This is a genomic window from Rhodococcus sp. no. 34 (assembly GCF_054589475.1).
The window spans coordinates 128,818-150,393 of sequence record NZ_BAAILK010000023.1 but is presented as its reverse complement, the minus strand read 5'-3'; the positions used below and the strand labels follow the sequence as shown (position 1 = coordinate 150,393).

At 62.5% G+C, this 21,576-nt stretch carries 18 protein-coding genes, 1 pseudogene and 1 riboswitch; of the genes and pseudogenes, 7 read left to right on the top strand and 12 right to left on the bottom strand.

Features of this window, described 5'->3' with window-relative positions:
* Nucleotides 1-101: 101 nt before the first annotated feature.
* Together ACYP01_RS06670 and ACYP01_RS06665 are read right to left on the bottom strand one after the other, a co-directional pair.
* Nucleotides 102-934, bottom strand: a pseudogene (locus ACYP01_RS06670) (DUF3626 domain-containing protein).
* A gap of 7 nt (nucleotides 935-941) precedes the next feature.
* On the bottom strand, nucleotides 942-2,078 hold the full coding sequence (locus ACYP01_RS06665) for an FAD-dependent oxidoreductase (protein WP_459679048.1): 1,137 nt from the start codon (nucleotides 2,076-2,078) through the stop codon (nucleotides 942-944).
* A gap of 74 nt (nucleotides 2,079-2,152) precedes the next feature.
* Between ACYP01_RS06665 and ACYP01_RS06660 the strand changes: the two genes are divergently transcribed.
* Nucleotides 2,153-2,833, top strand: a complete 681-nt coding sequence (locus ACYP01_RS06660) for a TetR/AcrR family transcriptional regulator (RefSeq protein ID WP_459679246.1) — start codon at nucleotides 2,153-2,155, stop codon at nucleotides 2,831-2,833.
* 12 nt (nucleotides 2,834-2,845) lie between these two features.
* On the opposite strand, the gene ACYP01_RS06655 is transcribed toward ACYP01_RS06660, so the two are convergent.
* The gene (locus ACYP01_RS06655) at nucleotides 2,846-3,757 is read right to left on the bottom strand and encodes a LysR family transcriptional regulator (RefSeq protein ID WP_030535095.1); all 912 of its coding nucleotides are present in this window, start codon (nucleotides 3,755-3,757) and stop codon (nucleotides 2,846-2,848) included.
* Nucleotides 3,758-3,848: 91 nt separating this feature from the next.
* On the opposite strand from ACYP01_RS06655, the gene ACYP01_RS06650 reads away from it, so the two are divergent.
* Together ACYP01_RS06650 and ACYP01_RS06645 are read left to right on the top strand one after the other, a co-directional pair.
* A complete protein-coding gene (locus tag ACYP01_RS06650) occupies nucleotides 3,849-4,934 on the top strand; it encodes a TDT family transporter (protein WP_459679046.1) in 1,086 nt (361 codons plus the stop codon).
* Between the two features lie 74 nt (nucleotides 4,935-5,008).
* The gene (locus ACYP01_RS06645) at nucleotides 5,009-5,650 is read left to right on the top strand and encodes a dihydrofolate reductase family protein (protein ID WP_003940771.1); all 642 of its coding nucleotides are present in this window, start codon (nucleotides 5,009-5,011) and stop codon (nucleotides 5,648-5,650) included.
* 47 nt (nucleotides 5,651-5,697) lie between these two features.
* Here the strand turns inward: ACYP01_RS06645 and ACYP01_RS06640 are convergent, their stop codons facing one another.
* Nucleotides 5,698-6,006 carry a rhodanese-like domain-containing protein gene (locus ACYP01_RS06640; protein ID WP_003940684.1) on the bottom strand — a complete coding sequence of 103 codons (309 nt, stop codon included), beginning with the start codon at nucleotides 6,004-6,006 and terminating at the stop codon, nucleotides 5,698-5,700.
* A gap of 85 nt (nucleotides 6,007-6,091) precedes the next feature.
* On the opposite strand from ACYP01_RS06640, the gene ACYP01_RS06635 reads away from it, so the two are divergent.
* Nucleotides 6,092-6,931 (top strand): CPBP family intramembrane glutamic endopeptidase, encoded by an 840-nt coding sequence (locus ACYP01_RS06635; RefSeq protein WP_459679043.1) that lies wholly within the window; start codon nucleotides 6,092-6,094, stop codon nucleotides 6,929-6,931.
* 33 nt (nucleotides 6,932-6,964) lie between these two features.
* Nucleotides 6,965-7,855 carry a poly(ethylene terephthalate) hydrolase family protein gene (locus ACYP01_RS06630; protein WP_037129106.1) on the top strand — a complete coding sequence of 297 codons (891 nt, stop codon included), beginning with the start codon at nucleotides 6,965-6,967 and terminating at the stop codon, nucleotides 7,853-7,855.
* Here the strand turns inward: ACYP01_RS06630 and ACYP01_RS06625 are convergent.
* The 4 genes from ACYP01_RS06625 to ACYP01_RS06610 all read right to left on the bottom strand — a co-directional run bounded on the left by ACYP01_RS06625 (nucleotide 7,842) and on the right by ACYP01_RS06610 (nucleotide 13,560).
* Nucleotides 7,842-8,849, bottom strand: a complete 1,008-nt coding sequence (locus ACYP01_RS06625) for a zinc-dependent alcohol dehydrogenase family protein (RefSeq protein WP_003940989.1) — start codon at nucleotides 8,847-8,849, stop codon at nucleotides 7,842-7,844. The two genes, ACYP01_RS06630 and ACYP01_RS06625, sit on opposite strands and share 14 nt — an antisense overlap.
* A 56-nt stretch (nucleotides 8,850-8,905) precedes the next feature.
* Nucleotides 8,906-9,676, bottom strand: coding sequence for a glucose 1-dehydrogenase (locus tag ACYP01_RS06620; protein WP_003940866.1), 771 nt, complete (start codon nucleotides 9,674-9,676; stop codon nucleotides 8,906-8,908).
* Between the two features lie 14 nt (nucleotides 9,677-9,690).
* Nucleotides 9,691-10,038 (bottom strand): hypothetical protein, encoded by a 348-nt coding sequence (locus ACYP01_RS06615; protein WP_007727425.1) that lies wholly within the window; start codon nucleotides 10,036-10,038, stop codon nucleotides 9,691-9,693.
* Between the two features lie 234 nt (nucleotides 10,039-10,272).
* Complete coding sequence (locus tag ACYP01_RS06610; RefSeq protein ID WP_373938147.1) at nucleotides 10,273-13,560, bottom strand: error-prone DNA polymerase; 3,288 nt, start codon at nucleotides 13,558-13,560, stop codon at nucleotides 10,273-10,275.
* 268 nt (nucleotides 13,561-13,828) lie between these two features.
* Between ACYP01_RS06610 and phoA the strand changes: the two genes are divergently transcribed.
* Complete coding sequence (phoA, locus tag ACYP01_RS06605) at nucleotides 13,829-15,361, top strand: alkaline phosphatase (RefSeq protein WP_003940796.1); 1,533 nt, start codon at nucleotides 13,829-13,831, stop codon at nucleotides 15,359-15,361.
* 31 nt (nucleotides 15,362-15,392) lie between these two features.
* Here phoA and ACYP01_RS06600 read toward each other — a convergent pair whose 3' ends face one another.
* The 4 genes from ACYP01_RS06600 to ACYP01_RS06585 all read right to left on the bottom strand — a co-directional run bounded on the left by ACYP01_RS06600 (nucleotide 15,393) and on the right by ACYP01_RS06585 (nucleotide 19,058).
* The gene (locus ACYP01_RS06600) at nucleotides 15,393-16,163 is read right to left on the bottom strand and encodes a (2Fe-2S)-binding protein (RefSeq protein ID WP_459679040.1); all 771 of its coding nucleotides are present in this window, start codon (nucleotides 16,161-16,163) and stop codon (nucleotides 15,393-15,395) included.
* Nucleotides 16,160-16,957: an ABC transporter ATP-binding protein gene (locus tag ACYP01_RS06595; protein WP_178377312.1), complete on the bottom strand. Its 798-nt coding sequence runs from the start codon at nucleotides 16,955-16,957 to the stop codon at nucleotides 16,160-16,162. Before ACYP01_RS06595 ends, ACYP01_RS06600 begins: the two co-directional genes overlap by 4 nt.
* A gap of 68 nt (nucleotides 16,958-17,025) precedes the next feature.
* Complete coding sequence (locus ACYP01_RS06590) at nucleotides 17,026-18,066, bottom strand: FecCD family ABC transporter permease (RefSeq protein WP_447001296.1); 1,041 nt, start codon at nucleotides 18,064-18,066, stop codon at nucleotides 17,026-17,028.
* Entirely contained in the window at nucleotides 18,063-19,058 is a 996-nt protein-coding gene (locus tag ACYP01_RS06585; RefSeq protein ID WP_029254958.1) for an ABC transporter substrate-binding protein, read from the bottom strand. Before ACYP01_RS06585 ends, ACYP01_RS06590 begins: the two co-directional genes overlap by 4 nt.
* Before the next feature lie 116 nt (nucleotides 19,059-19,174).
* Nucleotides 19,175-19,320, bottom strand: a riboswitch (cobalamin riboswitch).
* A gap of 71 nt (nucleotides 19,321-19,391) precedes the next feature.
* Here ACYP01_RS06585 and ACYP01_RS06580 point away from each other — a divergent pair.
* A complete protein-coding gene (locus ACYP01_RS06580) occupies nucleotides 19,392-21,512 on the top strand; it encodes an MMPL family transporter (RefSeq protein ID WP_125050554.1) in 2,121 nt (706 codons plus the stop codon).
* Nucleotides 21,513-21,576 lie beyond the last annotated feature (64 nt).

Genomic DNA, 21,576 nt, shown 5'->3' with positions numbered 1-21,576 from the left:
TGTTGCGTATCAATCACTCTTTCCTCACCGCGACCTTCGGACCGATGTGCGGTCCCGGGACCAGCGGTCGTCGACGTGCAGCTGTACGCGAATGCCCAGTTCTACGCCCTGCCGCCGAATCGAGCGATGTAGTGCCAAACCTTCTTGACGTCCTGCGGATCGAAGGATGCACCCCGTGCGAGCCCCAGGACGGCAGGCGTCAGCCGCCTGCCGCGCGCAATTTCTCGGGCAAGGTCGATCACGGCCGCACCCCGGTATTCGGGATGTTCGGCTATCTCGTCGACATCGACCGCGTATCCCTCGTGCCACAGCACCGGGCACATGAGCGAGTGGGCGATCTCTTCGATCAGTGTGCCCCGGTAACTCGGATCCAGAACGAGCGCCTCGACGTCCGTCCCGATGTCGACGGCGCCGTGGACGTGCGCCTCGATGTAGTGGTCGAGCGGATCGTCGAGCTCGGCAGCCCGTGCGGCGTCGACCAAGCTCATCGCTTCGGCCGTTCCGAATAGATCAGGCTCGAAGACGCTGTCGGGAAAGCAGAAAGTGGTGCGGTCGAGCGTGTGCTCGGCAAGCCGGAAGTAGGACGAGCCGAACCGAGGGGATGCCCGTAGGGATCGGCGGAGAAGTTCAACGATCCGTACTTCGGCCGTTCCGAGGGCTCTCGCTCGTCGTAAGCTCCGCCGAATATCCGACTCTCCCAACGCCAACGATCGCCGCCGTGATGCGCCGTCAGTCCGCCGTTGCTCGTTCGAGTCTCGAACTGGGTCACATAGGTGCCTTGACGTGCGATCGAGGCCAGTGTCAGACCACGTTCAGACGGGAGGTCCGGATGAAAGTGCAACGTCACCCGGTGATTTCGATCCAACGGGCCGCCCTTCGAGAGACCGCTCACGTGCGCAATCGCGGCAGACCAGGGAGTGGAATCAACAGGCATTCGCCCATTATCCGGATATGGAAGCAGCGCCGGTGAAGAAATCGACCAGTGAATACGGTGCGCCTTCACCGAGGCAGAGATCAAGGATCACGTGCGAGTCCGCGGCCTCGGATGCGCTGCGCACGAACATCGCTTCTTCGTACTCGGCGAGTGCCCCTTCGATGTCGTCGGGGTGCGCGGCGATCGCCTTTCCCAGTTCGGCGCCGTCGAACATGGCCAAGTTCGCACCCTCACCGGACGGGGCCATCAGGTGCGCCGCGTCACCGAGGAGCGTCACCCCATGCACGCGATCCCATCGGTGCTCGTCGGGAAGTGCATGGATCGCGCGCGGAATCGGAGCGGTTTCGCCATCGGTGATCAGCGCCGTGAGTTCCGTTGCCCAACAGTCGAACTCGGCCGCGACCCGCGCTGTCGCAGCGGCGGCGTCGGTGAAATCGATACCGGCAAACCACTCCGCCGGACGGTTCAGCTGAACGTAGGTGTGCACGATGTCTCCCGCCTCTCGATGCGCGGCGATCGCTTTTCCTGGTGCGGGCGCGTACATCGCCCCGTCCCCGACGGCTTCGGCTGCAGCCGAATGCTTCTCGTCGACGTCGTAGAGGTAGGTCTCGACGAACGTGGTGCCGACGTATTCCGGCTTCGCATCGGAGAGCAGCGGCCGGATCTTCGACCAGGCACCGTCTGCACCCACGAGAAGGTCGGTGGTCACTGTCGAACCGTCGACGAAGGTCAACTCGTGGCGATCATCTCCGAGCGAGCGCACAGTGTCGACTTTGCGTCCCCATTCGATCGTGTAGTCCGGAAGGGAATCAATCAGGATTCGACGGAGGTCGCCGCGCAGCACCTCGGGACGTGTTCCCGTGCCGTCGTCGGGTTCGTCGAGGAGCACGGCGGCGTGTTGATCGAGTACGCGCGACGCGGCGCCGCCCGCGTGGATGATCGCGCGGAACTCGTCGGTAAGGCCCGCAGCGTCGAGCGCGGCCTGACCGTTGTGTTCGTGGATGTCGAGTTGACCGCCCTGCGTGCGAGCTTCTGCCGACAGTTCCGCCTCGTAGATCTTCGACCGAATTCCATGAACGTGAAGGACACGCGCGAGGGTCAGACCGCCGAGGCCCGCCCCGATGATCGTTATCGAGTTGCTCATGTTTGTTTCCTTTCAGGCTTCGATTGGAACGTCGTTCCAATGACATCTTGGAACGGCGTTCCAGATATGTCAAGATGGTTCGCATGGCGACCAGGAATCAGCGGACCGAACGACGTACGGATGCGCTCTCGAAGGAGCGAATCGTCGAGGCTGCGATCGAGATCCTCGACGACGAGGGCGAAGCCGCGCTGACATTTCGCGCACTCTCCGCACGCCTGGCAACAGGTAGCGGGGCGATTTACTGGCACGTTGCCAACAAGAGCGAACTGCTCGCCGCGGCGACCGACGACGTCATCGCCCGCGTGACAACCGGTGCAACCGAAGGCGCAGCCCCACGGGAGGCGATCCGGACCATCACCCTCGGCGTGTTCGACGCGATCGACGCGCACCCGTGGGTCGGCACCCAACTCTCTCGCGAGCCATGGCAATCAGCGGTGATGCAGATCTTCGAAAGCTTGGGACGGCAACTCCAAGGACTCGGCGTTCCCCAACCGGCGCAGTTCGACTGCGCGTCCGCACTCCTGAATTACGTGCTCGGCCTCGCCGGGCAGTATGCCGCGGGGGCCCGCCTCCTCCCCCGCGAGACAGATCGGTCCGCCTTCCTCACCACCGTCGCGCAGCGGTGGGAAGAACTCGATTCCGCTAAGTACCCGTTCCTCAATCAGGTGACGGCGCAGTTGCGCGACCACGACGACCGAGAACAGTTTCTGGCAGGCATCAACCTCATCCTCGCGGGGATCGACACCGTCCGATAGCGGCCGTAGCCGTCAGCGTGAATGAACAGCGGTGTTGGAACCGAGCGCTATGTCGAGGAAATCTCTTGCCGCACCGCGCAATCCGCGATCGGGATCCCAGACGGCTTGGAGTCGACGCGGCATCCGCAAGCCGTCGACGTTGACCGCGACCAGTCGGCCGTCCGTCAGGTCGGCGGCAACTGCCAGCGACGACAGAACAGCCGGGGCGTTGCCTGCCACCACCGCAGCCTTGACAGCGGTACACGAGGTGAGCTCGAGCAACGGCGGCACACAATCGGGAACAGCATTCTCGAGTGTCAGACGCGTGCCGGACCCTGATTCTCGCTGAATGAGCGGTGTGCGCGCGAGTTCCTCGACCGGAACGGGCACACCGTTCGCCCAGTCGTGTCCCGGCGGCACAACCACGACGAGGTGATCACGCGCTACTTCGCACGACGCGAGCGCCGACGGCACATCCGGCCCTTCGACAAATCCGATATCGGCCTGGCCGGCTTGAACTTGAGCAGAGACGTCCGAGGAATTGTGCAAGCTCACCGACGCCACGACGTTGGGGAACTTGTGCCGCATCGCGACCGTCCATCCGGGAACCAGATACTCGGCGATGGTCATGCTGGCGGCAACCGTGACGGCAGCATCACGTTCACCGCGAAGTGCGGCAACTCCCGATGCCATTTCCTCGGCACTGACGAGGATGTGACTTGCCCACTCGAGAATCAGACCGCCCTCGGCGGTGGGACGAACACCGGTCGCCGCTCGATCGAACACTTTGATTCCGAGTTGGCGTTCGACCGAACGCACCCGGGCGCTGACCGCCTGCTGACTGAGTCCGTGCTCCCGGCCGGCAGCACCCATGCTGCCCAGACGCCCTACGGAAAGGAGGACGTCGAGGGCACTGAGTTCCGGCACCCGAGGAGACAACGACATAGTCCCAAGATTAGACCCACAAGGCGAGTTTGTGGGCATTCAAGAACAACCGGTCTACCGGTACGGACCGGATGAGACGACAGTGAAATACATGACCACCACAACGAGTTCCACCTTCGCCCACATCACTCCGAACTGGTTCGCGGCAGCGATGGGAACGGGAATCGTGTCGGTGGCCGCCGCTTCGCTCGAACCGGAGATCGAGGGCTTGAAACTGGTCTCCGAGATCTTCTGGGTTCTGGCGGTTCTCGTACTGTGCGCCTTGATCGGAGCATTTGCCACCCATTGGTCACAACATCGATGTCAGGCCCTCGCCTACCTGCACAGCCCCGCGATGTTCCCCTTCTACGGCGCCGTCGCAATGGCACTGCTGACCGTGGGATCCGCAACCGGCATCACCGGCCCGGACTTCCTCGGCCACGACGTGGCGATCACCGTGTCGCTGACACTGTGGACACTCGGCACGGCACTCGGCCTGGTCACCTACGTCGTGATGATGATTCGACTCGTTCGAGATGCCGGGATGGCGACGGCAATGCCGTTCTGGCTCATGCCCGTCGTACCTCCGATGGTCTCGGCCACCACCGGCGCAGCGGTCAGCACCCACATGCCCGAAGGCGCTCCACGCATCGCGGTACTGGTTTTCTGCTACATCCTGTTCGCTCTGGCGCTGACCGCCGCCATCGGCATTCTGGTAGCCGTCGCCAGGCAGTTCGCACGCAACCGTTCGGCCGGCGTCGACGTGATCCCGTTCAATGCCATTCCCTCACTGTGGATTCCGTTGGGCGTGATCGGACAGTCGATCGCGGCATCCAACCTGTTGGCCGCCGCCTCACGGCATGCACTCAGCCCCGAGCATGCCGACACCCTGCACGAATTCGGGATCGCCTACGGAACCGTCGTCGGAATCATCGGCGTGATCGCGTTTGTCACCGTCACCGTCGTCACCATCCACGCACTGCGCCGCGGCTTGGACTTCTCGCTCGGCTGGTGGAGCTTCACCTTCCCCATCGGAGCATGTGCCGTCGGAGCGAATGCCTTCGGAGTCGCCACCGATTCCACCCTGATCCTGGGAATCGCACTTGCCCTGCTGACCGTACTGATCCCCATCTGGGCAACCGTCGCGGTCAGGACCGTCCGGTCGATCCGCAGTGGAGTTCTACCGGCGGCTGCATGAATTCGCACCGATGAGTTTTGGCTCGCCGTACGGTCTGTACTCACGTAGACCATTGTCGAGAGCAGGAGTACACGGTGAGTCAGTTATTGCGAGTGCAGAATTTCGGCGTTTCGAGTGACGGAATAGCCTGCGGTCCGGACCAGAGCTTCGAGAGCCCGTTCGGCCTGGACCACGGTGAAATGTTTGCGTGGGCAGGAGCTACGGCCAGCTGGCCCAATCGCACCGATCCCGGCGGCAGCCGAGGCCTCGACGACTATTTCACGCGGGACTTCTCCAATAACATCGGCGCCGAAATCATGGGCCGCAACAAATTCTCACCGTACCGCGGCCCTTGGGAGAATCTCGAGTGGCAGGGCTGGTGGGGCGACGAGCCACCGTTCCACACCCCGGTTTTTGTCTTGACCCACCACGTGCGGCCGTCGTTCACGCTATCGGACACGACATTCCACTTCGTCGACGCCGACCCCGCGACGGCCCTCGCGCAGGCACGTGAGGCAGCGCAGGGCAAGGACGTTCGACTCGGCGGCGGAGTCAGCACTATCCGTGAATTCCTCGACGCCGATCTGGTCGACACGATGCACATCGCTGTCTCCCCGATCGAATTCGGATCCGGTCTACGACTGTGGGAGACACCTGACGAGTTACTCGACCGCTTCAACCTCGACGTTGTGCCGAGCCCGAGCGGCGTGACGCACCACCTGTTCTGGCGGAAGTGACGTGTTGGGGCAGCTCCGTAAACGGGAGCTGCCCCAACAGTTACGCACTATTCGCCGGTCTCGACCTGGCGCCCCGACTGGTACCACGCCATCGTTCCACCGGCCACCGAAACGGCATTGATGCCGCGAGCCTGCAGATACTCAGCGGCTTGCAAGCTCCGACCACCGACGGCGCAGATGATGTACACCGTTTCCGCGTCCGGAATTTCACCCACGCGAGAGACGAATTCACTGAGCGGAATGAGCGTCGCACCGGGAACTCGGACCTGAGCGAACTCGTCGGCCTCACGGACGTCGATCAACGGCTCACCCGCTGCCAAAGCCGTGTCCAGTGCATTCAAATCGACTTCCAACATTTCTTCTGCGCCTGCCTTCGTGTTCGCTGCTGTCCGAATAGACGGTACCCGCGCGTTTTCGTGCAGCTCCCTTTACGATCTGACAATGACCAATACGGTTCCCGAAAAGTCCGGTTTTTGGAGTCGCCCCACCGTATGGAAAGTGCTCCTGCTGATAGTCGTCTACCTGGCGTTCTATCTTGCTGTCGGGCAGGTTACCTCCCGGGTTTGCGCAGACCAGATCGACACGGACAATGTCGTGGCAAGCGCCTCCAGCATCCTCCTCGGCGTCGCATTGCCCATCGCGATCGGCGGGATCGCCCTGCTGGTTTTCACGACAAAGGTCGGCTGGCTGCGCGGCGTCTTCGGCCCACAACCCATTCGTGGGCGCGGTTGGATGTGGATCGGTCCGATCATCGTGGTCGCCGCCATTGTTGCGCATCTGGCGGGAACCGATTGGAGCGCCTGGACCACCGGCGAGGTAATCGCCCTGCTGGTGCTCGGTGCGTGCGTCGGCCTGACCGAGGAATTGGCCACCCGTGGCCTGGCAGTGAAGATGCTGCGCGACGCCGGCCACCGCGAGCGCTTTGTCGCCGTCGTGTCTTCACTGGTGTTTGCACTCATGCACACGGTCAACCTGATCGCCGGGATGAAGCCGTCGACCGTCCTTGTCACCGTGGTCTACACCTTCGGTTTCGGTATGTGCATGTACCTGACAATGCGTGTGACGGGCACGATCTGGGCCGCAATCGTGTTACACGGCCTCACCGACCCCACCACAATTCTCTCGACCGGCGGGCTGGACACTTCGGTGACCACGGAAGTGAGCGGCGCCGCCGCCATCACCTCTCTACTGACGGTCCTCTTGGTCGTCTTCGGGGTGATCGCCGTCTTCCTCATCCGAGATCGAATCGGCGAAGAACGGCACACACCCGTCTCGGCCTGACCGACCGCGACCGTACAAGACATACTTGTGCCCATGCCTTCTCGAACCAAGTACTCGTTCGCCGTCGTGACTGCATCGTGTGTGCTGGCACTCTCCGGTGCCGTCACCCATGCCACCGCGGGGGTTCCGACAACTCCCGAAGTCGCGACCACCGAATCCATCGCGTCGGAATCGATCAGCGATCTTTATGCAGCCCAGGGCGCGCACGAAGTGGCTGCCGATTCAGTTCCCGGGTACCAACTGTTCTACCCAGCCGACTTGTCGTCTGATGGCAATCGGCATCCCGTCATCACCTTCGGCAACGGCAGCTACGCGACTTACGAGGAGTACGAAGCGCTCCTGCAACATCTCGCTTCTTGGGGTTTTGTCGTGGTGGTGGCCGACAGCAGCGTGACCGGCGACGGTACCGAGATTCTGGGTGCCGCCCATTACATCGTCGATCAGAACACCAACGCTGACAGCATTTTTCACCAGAGGATCGACACCGAAAACATTGCCTCGGTCGGCCACTCCCAGGGGGCAGGCGGCGCGATCAACGCTGCAACTCAGTCGGCGAATCTGATCACCGCCACAGCGGTGCTCGATTTGCCGGACCCGTGGTGGGCCTCGCGACCTGTCGACGTGATCGACGTGGCCCAGTTGACCGGACCGACGTTCTTCATGACCGGCGCCGACGACCCGGTCTCCACCGCCGATCCGCAAGCTGAGTACTTCGACAAAACCGCCGGACCGGCGGTCCGCGGCAGACTGCTTGGCGTCGGCCACAATTGGGCCGCAGATGGCGAAGGATTCCGGGGCTACCTCACCGCATGGCTGAGATTCACCCTCAGCGGCGACCAGACTGCCGCACGTGCATTTGTCGGCGACTCGGCGGAAATCCTCACCGATCCCCGTTGGGACCGGCAAGCGATCAAGGGTTTGTGATGACGATCTTGCCGTAGGCCTGCCCGGATTTCTGCTGCTCGAAAGCGTCAGCGAGGTGGTCGAGGCTGTAGGAAGAATCTATGACGGGACGAAGCGCCAGGCTCTCCAGCCCGGCGACCATCTCCTCCTGATGTGCACGACTGCCCACCAGAACACCTTCGATGGTGACCTGTTTGGTCAGTAGCGAAGTCAGGTCGATCGACGACGACGGGCCGTTCATGATTCCCAGCGCACAGATCCGCCCGCCGGGTCGGACTGCCGCGAGAGATTGACCGAGCGTGGAAGGCCCGCCGACGTCGAGGACGAGATCGATTCCGCCGCTGAGCCGCATCGCCTCCGATCCCCAGTCCGGGCGCTCGCGGTAGTTGACCACGTGATCGGCACCGAGTTCGGTCAATCGAGCCATCTTGTCGGGGGCCGACGAGGTTGCGATCACCTGGGCTCCAACAGCTTTGGCCAGCTGGACGGCAAACAACGCTACCGTGCTGGTCCCAGGGATCAACACCGACGACCCTGGGATGATCGGGACTCCGGCAAATAGTGCGCGCCACGCTGACAAACCTGCGGTGGGCAAGGTAGCGGCTTCCTCGTAGGTGTAGTTTCGCGGCATCACTGTCACAGCAGATACCGGCACGGTGACGGTGTCGCGGGCGAACCCGTCGACACCGTCACCCGGCGAATTTCCGAATCCGTCGAAATCCGGTGTGCCGCTCCGCCAATGCGGCAAATAGGTGCTCATCACGCGATCTCCGACGCTGAACTGCGTTACGCCGTCTCCGACCGCAACGACCTCCCCGGCAGCATCGGACAACAGGATCCGCGGACCGTCGGTTGCTATCTCTCCGGTCGCCACGAGGTAGTCATGGTGGTTGAGCGAATTCGCGTGGATCGCGATCGTCACCTCACCCGCACCCGGGCCCGGGGTCTCGATCGTCCTCGATTCGAGGTTGTTCAATCCTCCAGGCGGGAGTACGTACACGGCGCGGTTGGTCATGGTGTGGATCCTCGCACGAATGGTGATCGGGTGACGTTCGGAAAGGGTTCTGCTGCTCAGAGGAGAGAAGCGGTGAACCCTCCGTCGAGAACCAGGCTGCTGCCGTTGCACCACGACGACTGGTCGCTCGCAAAGAACACTGCGGCGGCGGCAACTTCCTCGGTCCGGCCATAGCGCGTCTGCTTCGTGACCATCAAGTCGTCGAATCCCCCGGACTCGAGGCCGAGGGCATTCTCGAAATCCTGCTGGTGACTCTTGACCAGGTCGGTATCGATGAATCCGGGCAGCAATGCATTCGCGCGGATTCCGTGGAAGCGAAGTTCGGCTGACAGGGTTTCGGTGAGATTGCGAACTGCTGCTTTGGCTGCGGCATAGCTGCCGATCAAAGGCGAGCCGGTGGTCGACGAGATCGACGAGATGTTCACGATCGAACCGCCACCGGATGCGACGAGAGCGGGCAGCGAATGACGCACTGTCAAGAACACTCCATCGAGGTTGACCGACATGACTTTCCGCCAGTCCTCGAACGAGGTCTCGATCAGCGGGGTCGTGGTGGCGATACCGGCGTTGGGTACTACGACGTTCAGTCCGCCGAACTCTTCGACCGCTCTGGCGACGAGATCCTTGACCTGCTGTTCGTCGGTGACATCAGTGGTGACAGCGATAGCTCCGTCGATCGAGTCCGCCACTGCCTGTGCTGCGCCACCGTTGATGTCGGAGACCACGACCCTCGCGCCCTCCGCCCCGAATGCCCGGGCAATGGCGGCGCCGATTCCGGCACCTGCGCCGGTGACAATTGCAACTTTGTTCGCGAGAAGATCGGACATGTCAGCGTTCCCCTTCAGTTCTCGGTCGGGACGTAGAAAAGCAATTCGGGTCCGGTGTCGCCGGTGGTCGCGATGGCCTCGGACATGTCGAGAGTTCCGTCGCCCAAAGCACTTCCCAACGCCTGCGCGGTGCCCGCGAGATCTTCCGTGTCGAGTTGATAGATGCTCAGGTAGCGGCGCGCGGGCAATGCATCCTCGGGCAGCAACTGCACATCCGCCAGGAAGAATCTGGAGGCGGAGACAACTCCGGGCACTCGTTCGACGACCTGCGGAATATGCACGTCGTCGTACCAGCGGTTGAACGCATCCTCCGAAGACGGATCGGCGGGGTGTACGTGTGCGACGAGAATCGCTGTGCTCATGAAGTTCCTCTTCGACTCGAAGTGCTTTTGGTTCAGCGCGTTTGGAAGGCGACGATATTCACGCGCAAGGCAACTGACCGCGGCTGCGTGTGGTGAATCGATCGCGCTCAAGCGACAACCCTAGGGAGCAAATGTGACCCGCACCATATGCTCGGAGGTCAGAGTTGAGCTCCACATTTGTCCTCTCGGCACAAAACTGTCTCTCGGCACTAACACGGTGGCCAGAATCAGGCGTTAACGGAAGTCTCGCGATTTGGCCGTTACTCGCAGATCCATCAGCTGCATCCGGTCTGCCACGACGGTGACAGCGCCTTCTGCATTCTGCACCTTCCCTCGAATAAGCAACGCCGGCGCCGTATTTGCCAATTTTCGGTACTTTGCCCACAACCCCACCGAACACACGACGTTGACCATGCCGGTTTCGTCCTCGAGGTTGATGAACGTGACGCCCGCAGCTGTGGCCGGACGCTGCCGGTGTGTGACTGCTCCCCCCACCAGCACACGGTCACCGTCCGGGATGTCGAGAAGTCTCGACGCCGGCACCACGCCGAGCGCGTCGAGCTGTGGGCGGAGGAATTGTGTCGGGTACGTGTCGGGAGATACTCCTGTCGCCCAGACATCCGCCGCCGCTAATTCGACGTCGCTCATGCCGGGCAGGGTGGGAGCTGTGACCGACGCACCGATACCGGGCAAGCGGTCGGGGCGCTCCCCCGCCGCAGCGCCCGCTGCCCACAGCGCTTCTCTACGCGAGATACCGAAGCTGGCTAGCGCACCGGCGGTCGCCAGCGATTCAGCTTGTGCGGTAGTCAGTTCCACCCGCCCGGTCAGATCGAGAAACGACGTGAACGGTCCACCGAGGTCGCGCTGTTCGACAATTTTCTCGGCGAGTGCATCGCCGATGTTGCGCACTTCCCCCAGCCCCAGCCGAACCTCGAATCCACCTGCCTCGACGGTGGCATGCGCGAGGCTGACATTGATGTCTGCACCGTGTACCTGCACTCCGTGCCGGCGCGCATCGGCAACCAAGGACTGCGGCGAGTAGAAACCCATGGGCTGCGCGCGCAGAAGTCCGGCGCAGAACGCAGCGGGATGATGAAGTTTGAACCACGAGGAGTAGAAGACCAGCGCGGCAAAACTCTGTGAATGGCTTTCCGGGAAACCGAAATTAGCGAATGCATACAGCTTTTCGTAGATCCGGTCGGCAACCTCGTCACCGATGCCGTGTAGGTCTCGCATGCCCTGATAGAACCTCGCGCGCAGTTGTTCCATCTTCTCGGTGGAGCGTTTCGATCCCATTGCCCGACGCAATTGATCGGCCTCGGACGGCGTGAAGCCCGCAACGTCGACGGCCATCTGCATCAACTGTTCCTGGAACAGCGGAACCCCCAACGTGCGTTCGAGTGCCTTCTCGAGCGACGGATGGTCGTAGGACACAGGTTCGAGTTTGTTGCGCCGACGAATGTACGGATGCACTGATCCGCCTTGAATCGGCCCCGGACGGATGAGCGCGACCTCGACTACCAGGTCGTAGAAGTTTCGAGGCTTCAGACGCGGCAGTGTCGCCATCTGCGCACGTGATTCCACTTGGAACACCCCCACCGAATCTGCCCGCTGCAGCATCTCGTACACCGCCGTTTCCGACAGATCGAGTTGCGCCAGATCGACTGTGATGCCTTTGTGTTCGGCCACCAGATCCATCATGTAGTGCAAAGCAGAAAGCATGCCGAGGCCGAGCAGGTCGAATTTGACCAGCCCAGCGGCAGCACAGTCGTCCTTGTCCCACTGCAGGACACTACGATTGGCCATTCGCGCCCACTCCACCGGACAGACGTCGGCGATGGGACGATCGCAGATGACCATGCCGCCCGAGTGGATACCGAGGTGCCGCGGATAGCCTTCGATCTGCGCCGCCAGTTCGAGTACCGGACGCGGAATATCGGTATCCGCATTCTTGTCGATACCGCCCCACCGGCCGACCTGCTTACTCCACGCATCTTGCTGGCCCTGCGAAAAGCCCAGCGCCCGAGCCATGTCCCGCACCGACGACTTTCCTCGATAGGTGATGACATTGGCTACCTGCGCGGCATACGTACGCCCGTACTTCGCGTACACGTGCTGGATCGCCTCTTCCCGGCGGTCGGACTCGATGTCCACGTCGATGTCCGGCGGGCCGTCACGTTCAGGCGCAAGAAACCTCTCGAACAGCAGTTTGTTGCGAACCGGATCGACATTGGTGATGCCGATCGCGTAACACACCGCCGAGTTCGCAGCGGAACCTCTTCCCTGACAGAGGATGTCGTTGTTCTTGCAGAACGACACGATGTCATGCACCACCAGGAAATATCCGGGAAAGTTCAATCCCTCGATGATGGCAAGTTCATGTTCGAGCTGTTTGTATGCCTTCGGTGCACCTTCCGGCGGTCCGTAGCGTTCCAGCGCCCCCACCATGGTGAGCTCACGCAACCACGACGCCTCGGTATGCCCGGCTGGCACGTCGAACGGTGGCAATTTGGGCGCGATGAGCTTGAGATCGAAAGCGCACTCACGACCAAGATCGGCGGCACCACTGACAGCCTCGGGATAGAGCGAGAACAGTGCCGCCATCTCCGCGCCGGACCGCAGGTGCGCTCCGCCGGTAGGGGCCAACCACCCGGCCGCCTCGTCCAAACTTTGACGCGATCGCACGGCTGCCATAGCCATGGCGAGGCGTCGACGCGGAGGAGCGGCGAAGTGCGCGGCGGTGGTCGCCACCGTACGCAATCCACGCTCTCTCGCCAGTTCGGCCAGAACCGCATTGCGCTCGTCGTCCTCCGCCAACCCATGATGAGTGAGTTCCACCGACACTCGCTCCGCCCCGAAACGCTCGACCAGATCCTGCAAGGCCTCTGCCGCCGCGTCGCGACCACCCGACGTCAAGGCCTGCCGCACATGACCTTTCCGGCACCCGGTCAGGATCTGCCAGTGGCCACCGGCCGCTTCGGTCAGCACGTCGTAGTTGTACTGCAGTTTGCCCTTCTCGCCGCCCGCCAGATGCGCGGCAGCGATCTCCCGCGAGAGCCGGCGATACCCTTCCTGCCCACGGGCAAGCACCAGGAGGTGTGTTCCACCGGGATCTGCCGTGCCGGTTCTGGGTACCGAGTCCAGAGAAAGCTCAGCTCCGAAGACTGTGCGCATTCCCCATTCACGTGCGGCTTCCGCAAACCTCACCACACCGTAGAAGCCGTCGTGATCGGTGACGGCGATAGCTTCGAGCCCGAGACGCACTGCTTCCTCGACCAGCTCTTCCGGCGGTGATGCACCGTCGAGGAAACTGAAGGCCGAGTGAGCGTGCAGTTCTGCGTAAGGAACTACACCGGCACCACGGGTGAGCTCGCCCGCGTGGTACTCGCCGCGCTTTCGTGACCAGGCAGGGCTGTCACTTCCATCGCCCGGAAACAAATCCTCATGTTCCACACGGCCGGGTCGTCCGGAAAGCACCCGTTCCATCTCGGACCACGTCGGCGGCCCATTTCCCCAACCCACACTGACCTCGCACCTGATCGAGTCGGCCGTCAGGGACGACCGACTGCTCGAGGATGCCGAAAGGGAAGACGCACCACATGCATCGAACTGATGTTCGATGCTGATTCAGTCTGACAGGTCACTCACCCACAGTCAACAGAGCGAATCTCAACCCTCACCGTCTCGTCACATTCAGATGTACGCATGTCTGCACTCCGTTCACTTTCGCCCCAGATCATTAGCGGCGTTCATCATCTCCATCCACACTGTTTCCAGGAGTACTACTCGTATGTCGTTCTCGCGCAACACACGTAGGTTGACGGCCGTCGCCGGCGCCGTCGCCGTTCTGGCCGCTGCCGGCTGCAGCAGCAGCGCCGACGAGGCCACCGGCTCGAACGGCGCGACCGTCGATCGCGCCGCGACCGGCGAACTGTCCTCGAACGGTGGCGCTCGTCGCATCGACGGTGATCAGTCGGCCGCAGTGCGCGACGCCGTCAATGCCTCCGGCGCGAAGAACGTCATCCTCCTGATCGGGGACGGCATGGGCGACTCGGAGATCACCGCCGCGCGCAACTACGCCGAGGGCGCTGCCGGCAGCTTCCCCGGTCTCGACGCCCTGCCGATCACCGGCCAGTACACGCACTACGCACTGACCAAGGACGGCAAGCCCGACTACGTCACCGACTCCGCAGCCAGCGGATCTGCATGGTCCACCGGCACCAAGACCTACAACGGCGCGATTTCGGTCGACATCAAGGGTCAGGCCCAGTCGACCGTCCTCGAGATCGCCAAGGCGAACGGCAAGGCCACCGGCAACGTCTCCACCGCCGAGGTGCAGGACGCCACCCCCGCAGTGCAGGTCGCGCACGTCAGTGGCCGCAAGTGCTACGGACCGGAGGCGACGTCCAAGTCCTGCCCGGAGAACGCCCTCGAGAACGGCGGCAAGGGATCGATCAGCGAACAACTCCTCGACACCCGCGCCGACGTCACCTTTGCCGGCGGCGCCAAGTCCTTCGCCGAGACTGCGAAAGCCGGTGACTGGCAGGGCAAGACACTCAACGAGCAGGCCGCAGCTCGGGGCTACCAGCTGGTGAAGAACGCCGCCGAGATGAACGAGGTCGGCAAGGCCGATCAGGATGCACCCGTGCTCGGCTTGTTCGCCGACGGCAACATGCCCGTCCGCTGGGAAGGATCCGTCGCCACCCGCGACGGTTACCTGCAGCCCGCCGAAACCTGCGTCGACAACCCCAAGCGAACCTCCGACGTACCCAAGCTCGCGGACATGACTCAGAAGGCCATCGACCTACTGAAGGTCAACGACAACGGATTCTTCCTCCAGGTCGAAGGTGCCTCGATCGACAAGCAGGATCACGCAGCCAACGCGTGCGGTCAGATCGGTGAAACCGTCGACCTCGACGAAGCTGTGCAGAAGGCACTCGAATTCGCGAAGACCGACGGAGAAACCCTGGTCATCGTCACAGCCGACCACGCTCACACCAGCCAGATCGTCACCAATGTCAGCGCCGACGACATCGCCACCATCGCCAAGGACCAGAACATCCCGGTCGAGCGCGCCCAGGAAATCGTCTACCCCGGACTGACCCGCAAGCTGACCACCAAGGACGGCTCGGAGATGACGATCAGCTACGGAACGTCCGAGGATCCGGCCGTCGAGTCCGAAGGACACACCGGAACTCAGTTGCGCGTAGCAGCTTTCGGCCCGCATGCGGCCAACGTCAGCGGTCTCACGGACCAGACCGACCTGTTCTTCACGATGACCGACGCGCTGGGACTCGACCGTTCCAAGGTCGCAGCTCACTGATCCGATAACACCTGAATCCGCCCACCCACAGTCACACCAGAGCGGCCAAGGCGCGCACCCGATCTTCGGGTGCGCGCTTCGGGCAACTGGTGCATTTGCCTTCACCGGGTACCTCGTAGATCAGGCAGCACGACGCCCGCTGCGTGAATCTGCGTCGCCCGAATGCCACCGGCGTCAATGGATTACCTACGCGCACAGCAGATTCTCTGCGATCCACGTCCACGAAACGCGGGACCGGAATGCCCGGGTTCTCACCGCGGAGAACTTCGATCAGACCGGCCGCAAATGCACTTCCGCGCTCCCGCGCATTACCGGCGGCATCGAGGCTGCGATTGGCGATGGAGTCCGTCGTGATCGCCCACAGCGCCTGCTGCCGAACGCTGGACACCTCGGCGAGTACCTCGATCACGGGATTGAGCGAGCGGAACATCGCGTGGCCCAACTCCGCCACACTCCGCGAGATCGGAATGACCGATCCGGCAGCAAAACCGCCCAGATAGCCGTTGTCACGCAAGAAGATCCGCCCACCGTCCAACGACGGATCGGCCGCGAACCCGGTGACCATCCCGGTTCCGATCGGAATGCCGGTCAGCGTCGAGCTGGCCGAGTACCACCACAACGTGCCGTTCACTCGACTGTCCGCACTCCCCCATCGCTCTGCCGTATCGGCGACACGTGCTGCCAACCACTGGGGGTCGGTCATCAACACCGCGGGCACCGTATCCGGATACGCGCTCAGGTTGTCGAAGAACGGCACAGCTACTGCCATACGGGCGTAGATCCCGGCCACCGATTCCGTCATGCCAGCCCCAATATCTCCATCCGCGGACGTACTCCGCGTTCGACTCGCGCCCTGATGCCGAAAACCTCGGCCAACAACGGCTCGTCCAACACCTCGACCGTAGACCCACACGCGCGGAGTTCACCTTCGGTGAGCACGGCAAGGTTGTCGCAGTACTCGACTGCCAACCGTAGATCGTGCATCGTGACCACAACTGCGAGCCCCGCCGACGCAAGTTCGGTAAGCAGTTCCATCACGATCAACTGGTGACGAAGATCGAGATGATTGGTCGGCTCGTCCAACAACAGAACCTTGGGCTCCTGAGCCAATGCGCGAGCTATCGAGACACGTTGCCGCTCACCACCCGACAGGGTCGATACGTCTCGTCCGGCAAGCTCGACCAAACCGACCTGCTCGATGCACCGGTCCACGATGGTGGTATCGCGCTCCGTGCTTCGGTCCAACCAGCTGCGGTGCGGAGTTCGTCCGAGCGCGATCGATTCACGAACCGAAAGTCCTGCCGAGACAGTGGGTTCTTGAACACTCGCCGAGACACTTCGGGCGATGTCCTTACGCGAGAGCGTCGTCGAGTCGACCTGATCGATCAGAACTGCGCCACCTGTCGGCGTCAAAGCGTTGTAGCAGCAGCGCAGCGCCGTCGTCTTGCCACTGCCGTTCGGCCCGACCAAGCCCAATATTTCACCGGACTTGACTGCGAAAGTGATGCCGCGCAACACTTCGCGATTTCCGAGCCGCGCCCGGGTCTCGACGAGTTCGAGCAGGGGCGCAGTTTCGGAGTCTTTCGGGAGTGTCACTGTTCTGGTCTGTGTCACTGTTCTGGCCTGTGTCACTGTTCTGGCCTGTGTCACTGTTCTGGCCTGTGTCACTGTTCGAGCCTCCGATACTGCCGGTAGAGCATCCAGACGAAGATCGGTGCACCCACGAGGGCCGTGATCACTCCGACCGGAACTTCAGTGGATTGTGCCACCGAGCGCGCAGCGGTATCCGCGGCAACCATCGCGACGGCGCCCAGCAGGGCTGCAGCAGGGAGCAGTCGAATTGCTCTGGTGCCGACGATGAAGCCGGCCAGATGCGGGATCAGCAGACCGATGAAACCGATTCCACCGGCAACGCTGACTGCTGCGCCCGCCAGTACGGAGACCGCGAGCAAGGACAAGACACGGAACCGTCGGACGTTCATACCGAGTGCAGCGGCCCCGTCGTCACCGGTCTGCAAAACGTCCATCCATCGCGAACTGAACAGAAGGGCTGTGCCGACGACGGCCAGTGTGATCGTCGGGAAGATCAGCGTCGACCATCGTGCATCACCGAATCCGCCGGCAATCCAGTGCATCACCGACGTCACGTGCCGATCATCGGCCAATACCAGGATGCAAAAGGTGATGAGGGCCGAGAATATCTGGGCGAGCGCGACACCCACCAAAATGATCGCGGTCGGCTGCGGATACCGGCCGCCGATCAGCAGTGCGAGAAACAACGGGATCATCGCCCCGGCGAATGCTGCGACCGGAATCGTGAAAACCCCGAGGAGGCCGGCGCCGAAACCCAGCACCGACACGAGCACCACCATGAATCCCGCGCCCGACGAGACTCCGAGGAGATACGGATCGGCAAGCGGATTACGGGTGACAGCCTGAGCAACAGCGCCCGACATCGCCAACGAAGCACCCACCACCGCGGCAGTGAGTGCACGTGGCAGGCGGGAGTCGATCACGATCGACTCCCGCGCCGCGGTCCACCACGTCTCGAAAGTCCCTGGCGCCAAACGGGCTCCGACTATCGCCCAGACGTCACCGACGGGAATGCGAACCGATCCCAAGGAGACGGCCAACCCCAGGACGATCGCCAAGGCGACCGCCAAGCCGACAAGCAGGGCGCCGTACCCGTAACGCGTGCGGGTCACTTCGCCGCGTCAGCGCCTGGATGGAAGGCTGTTGCGATGGTCTGTGCCGAACGCACCAACCGTGAACTCTCGAACAGGTCAGCGAGAGGAACCACGACGAACCGGTTCTGCTGCACAGCAGGGGTGGTCGCCATCAACGGCTGGGCACGGAGGAAGTCGATCTTCTGCTCGGCGGTCTTGTCGCCGTAGTCGATGACCACGATCGCCTGGGGTGCACGCTCGGCAACAGCTTCCCACGATGCGTCGATGTAGGGCTTTGTCCCTTCGGCGAAGATGTTCGAGACGCCGGAGTATTCCGCGACCAATTGACCGACGCCGACTCCGCCGATGGTCGTCGGAACCTGGTCACCGCTGTCGTAGAAGAAGGTCGGTACCGGCGCCGCGTCTCCGACCGAAGCGCGGACGGAATCGAGACCATCGCTGATCTCCTCTGCGACCTCGCGGGCGGAATCTTCGACGCCCAGGACTCGACCGAGTTGCGTGTAGTCGTTCTCGAGCAATCCGATGTCGGGGAAACCGGTGCCACAGTATTCCGAGAAGAGGAAGGTGTTGATTCCGCGCTCGCCGAAAGCGTCTCGGGAACGGCCTTGCTTCTCGTTGAAGGCACTGGTCATTCCTCCGACCACGAAGTCCGGATCGACGTCGAGAACCTGCTCCATGCTGGGGAACGTATCGGAAAGGCTGGGAATCTTGTTGAATACATCGGCGGTCTCGGCAGTTGGCGGGTTGTCGCTGTACGCCCGCCCGACAATCCGATCACCCGCGCCGATCTCGATGAGGGCTTCGGTGACGTGTCCGTTCAAAGACACGATGCGCTGCGGCGGCGAATCGAAGGTCATCTCGCGATCGCAGTTGGTCACGGACACCGGCTGTGCGAAGGATTCCGCAGCAGACGCCGACTCTGATTCCTGACCTTTGGAACAACCTGCCGAAACCAAGGCGACCGCGATGAGAACAGCGGCGGCGCGGGACGGGGAGAACTGAAGTGACACGGGGACCTCGTAAGGGCTCTGAGCCACGAATGAGAATCCGACAGACAACTCCGCCCGCACGCTGATCCTCGGCCAGAGCTCCTGCTGGACTTCCTTTTCGTAGACCACGACGAATGGATGTCGCACACCGCGCGGCGGGTAATCGGGCTTGCCGACACTCGGTGACTACCGAGAATCGACCTACCGTTGCGGGTCAGCGCCGGATTCGGACCGGCTTCCCCCACACGCGTGGCTTGCAAGTGCTTCGAGCAGTATGCATGACGTTTCCGATTCAAGACCAAACGCCCACTACAGTCGATCTGGCCAGACGCCCCCACACACCGGAGTTGATACATGACACGCTGGGCCCAAACCGTCGTCGCCCGGAAATGGTGGGTACTGAGCCTCGCGGTTCTGATAGTTCTCATCAGCGGGGTGTGGGGACTCGGAGTGTTCGGCAAGCTCAGCCAGGGCGGCTTCATCGATCCGGGCAGCGACTCCGCGAAGGTCGCCGACATCATCGAAGACAATCTCGGACCGCAGACCCCGGACATCATCGCGATCTACTCGCCCACGGACGGCAAGACTCTGGACGACATCGGGCCGGCAGTGACAGCCGCCGTCGACCAGTTCAAAACCGAAGTGCCGACCGCTTCGGTGAAATCGTATTGGGGAACAGACGCCGCAGCGAAGGCCAGCCTGCTCTCGAACGACGGATCCATGGCGGCCGTCGCGATCACGTTGGCACCGGACTCGGGCATCACGCCGGCCACTTTCGCCGATCTCTTGCCGAAGCTCGAAGTCGAAGGTGCCGAGGCACAATTCGCGGGTAACACCGTCGTCGGCGTCGCATTCAACACCAAGCTCGAGAAGGACCTGGTGGTCGCCGAAGCCATCGCCATTCCGATCACTCTGGTGCTGTTGGTCTTCATCTTCGGCGGCATCGTCGCTGCTGCCGTGCCCGTGTTCGTGGGTGTACTCAGTGTCCTGAGCGCTTTGGCCGTTCTGCGAATCCTCACGCTGATCACCGATGTGTCCTCGTTCTCGATCAACGTCGCTTCTCTTCTCGGGTTGGGACTGGCCATCGACTACGGACTGTTCGTGGTCGGTCGGTTCCGTGAAGAACTGAATTCGGGCTCGGACCCGGGAGCGGCTGCTCAGCGGACAGTTCTGACGGCGGGTCGCACCGTCATGTTCTCGGGTCTACTGCTGATCTGTGCGTTCAGCGGCATGCTCGTATTCCCCCAGGCCGTCATCCGGTCTCTGGGCTTCGGCGCGATCGCCGCAGTATTGAGCGCGGCCGTCCTGTCGCTGACCGCTGTGCCTGCGCTGCTTGCCATTCTGGGGCATCGCATCAACGCCCTGACGTGGCGCAAGGATGCGGCGCAACGCGGCGAGGAACGCTCGCGCAAGTTCTGGGGCCGCGTCGTCACGTGGGTGATGAAGCGTCCGGTCGCAGTCTCGGTGACAATCGTGGCTGTGCTGCTCGTGATGGCCTCGCCGCTGCTCGGCGCCCGGCTGGGAGAGCTCTCGTACACCGCACTACCGGACAACGACCCCGCTCGCGTCGCGATGGACACGTTGGTCAACGACTTCCCGCAAACCGGAAATGGCGCAACGATGATCCTTCAGGCCGAGGACGGGAACACTCTCACCCCGGCCGAAGGTGCAGCGATCGCCGAGTCCGCCGGTCAAGTCGAGGGCATCGGTCAGGCGACCGTCGTCGCGAGCACCAATCAACTCGTCGCGGTTCAGGCTCTCTACAGCGAGGGCTCTACACCCCAATCACAGAGCGCCGCAGTGACAGATCTGCGTGCGATCTCCGCTCCCGACGGAACGGTGCTGCTTGTCGGCGGCGGTCAAGCCATGGTCGACGACGGCAACAACGCCGTCCTGCACTGGCTACCGGTGATGATCCTCATCATGGTCGGATCCACCCTGATCCTGTTGTTCCTCGCGTTCGGTTCGGTGGTGCTGCCGATCAAGGCGGTGCTGATGGCAGCCCTGAGCCTCGCGACCACCTTCGGTGTCCTCACCTTCGTCTTCCAGGACGGACACGGCGTCGAACTCCTCGGGGTCAGTCAAACTCCGCTGGAGGCGACGTTCGTCGTGCTCATCCTGGCGGTGGTGTTCGGATTGTCCACGGACTACGAGGTTTTCCTGATGTCACGGATGGTCGAGGCCAAGAACGCGGGAGCGACGACAGAGGAAGCGGTCAAGTTCGGAACCGAGCGCACCGGCCGCATCGTGACGGCTGCCGCCTTACTCCTGATAGTGGTGACGGGGGCCTTCGCAATGTCAGGGCTGTCAGTGATGAAGTTCCTGGGCGTCGGCATGATCGTCGCGCTGATCGTCGACGCGACCATCATCCGCATGTTGCTCGTGCCCTCGCTCGTGAAGTTGATGGGCGAAGCGAACTGGTGGGCTCCTGTGTGGATGAAAAAGGTTCACGCGAAGGTCGGCATCGGCCACTGATCGCGACTGGATCATGTCGCTGAAGAGTGCCTGGGATCCTGCGGAGAGCCGTGTTTGACTAGGG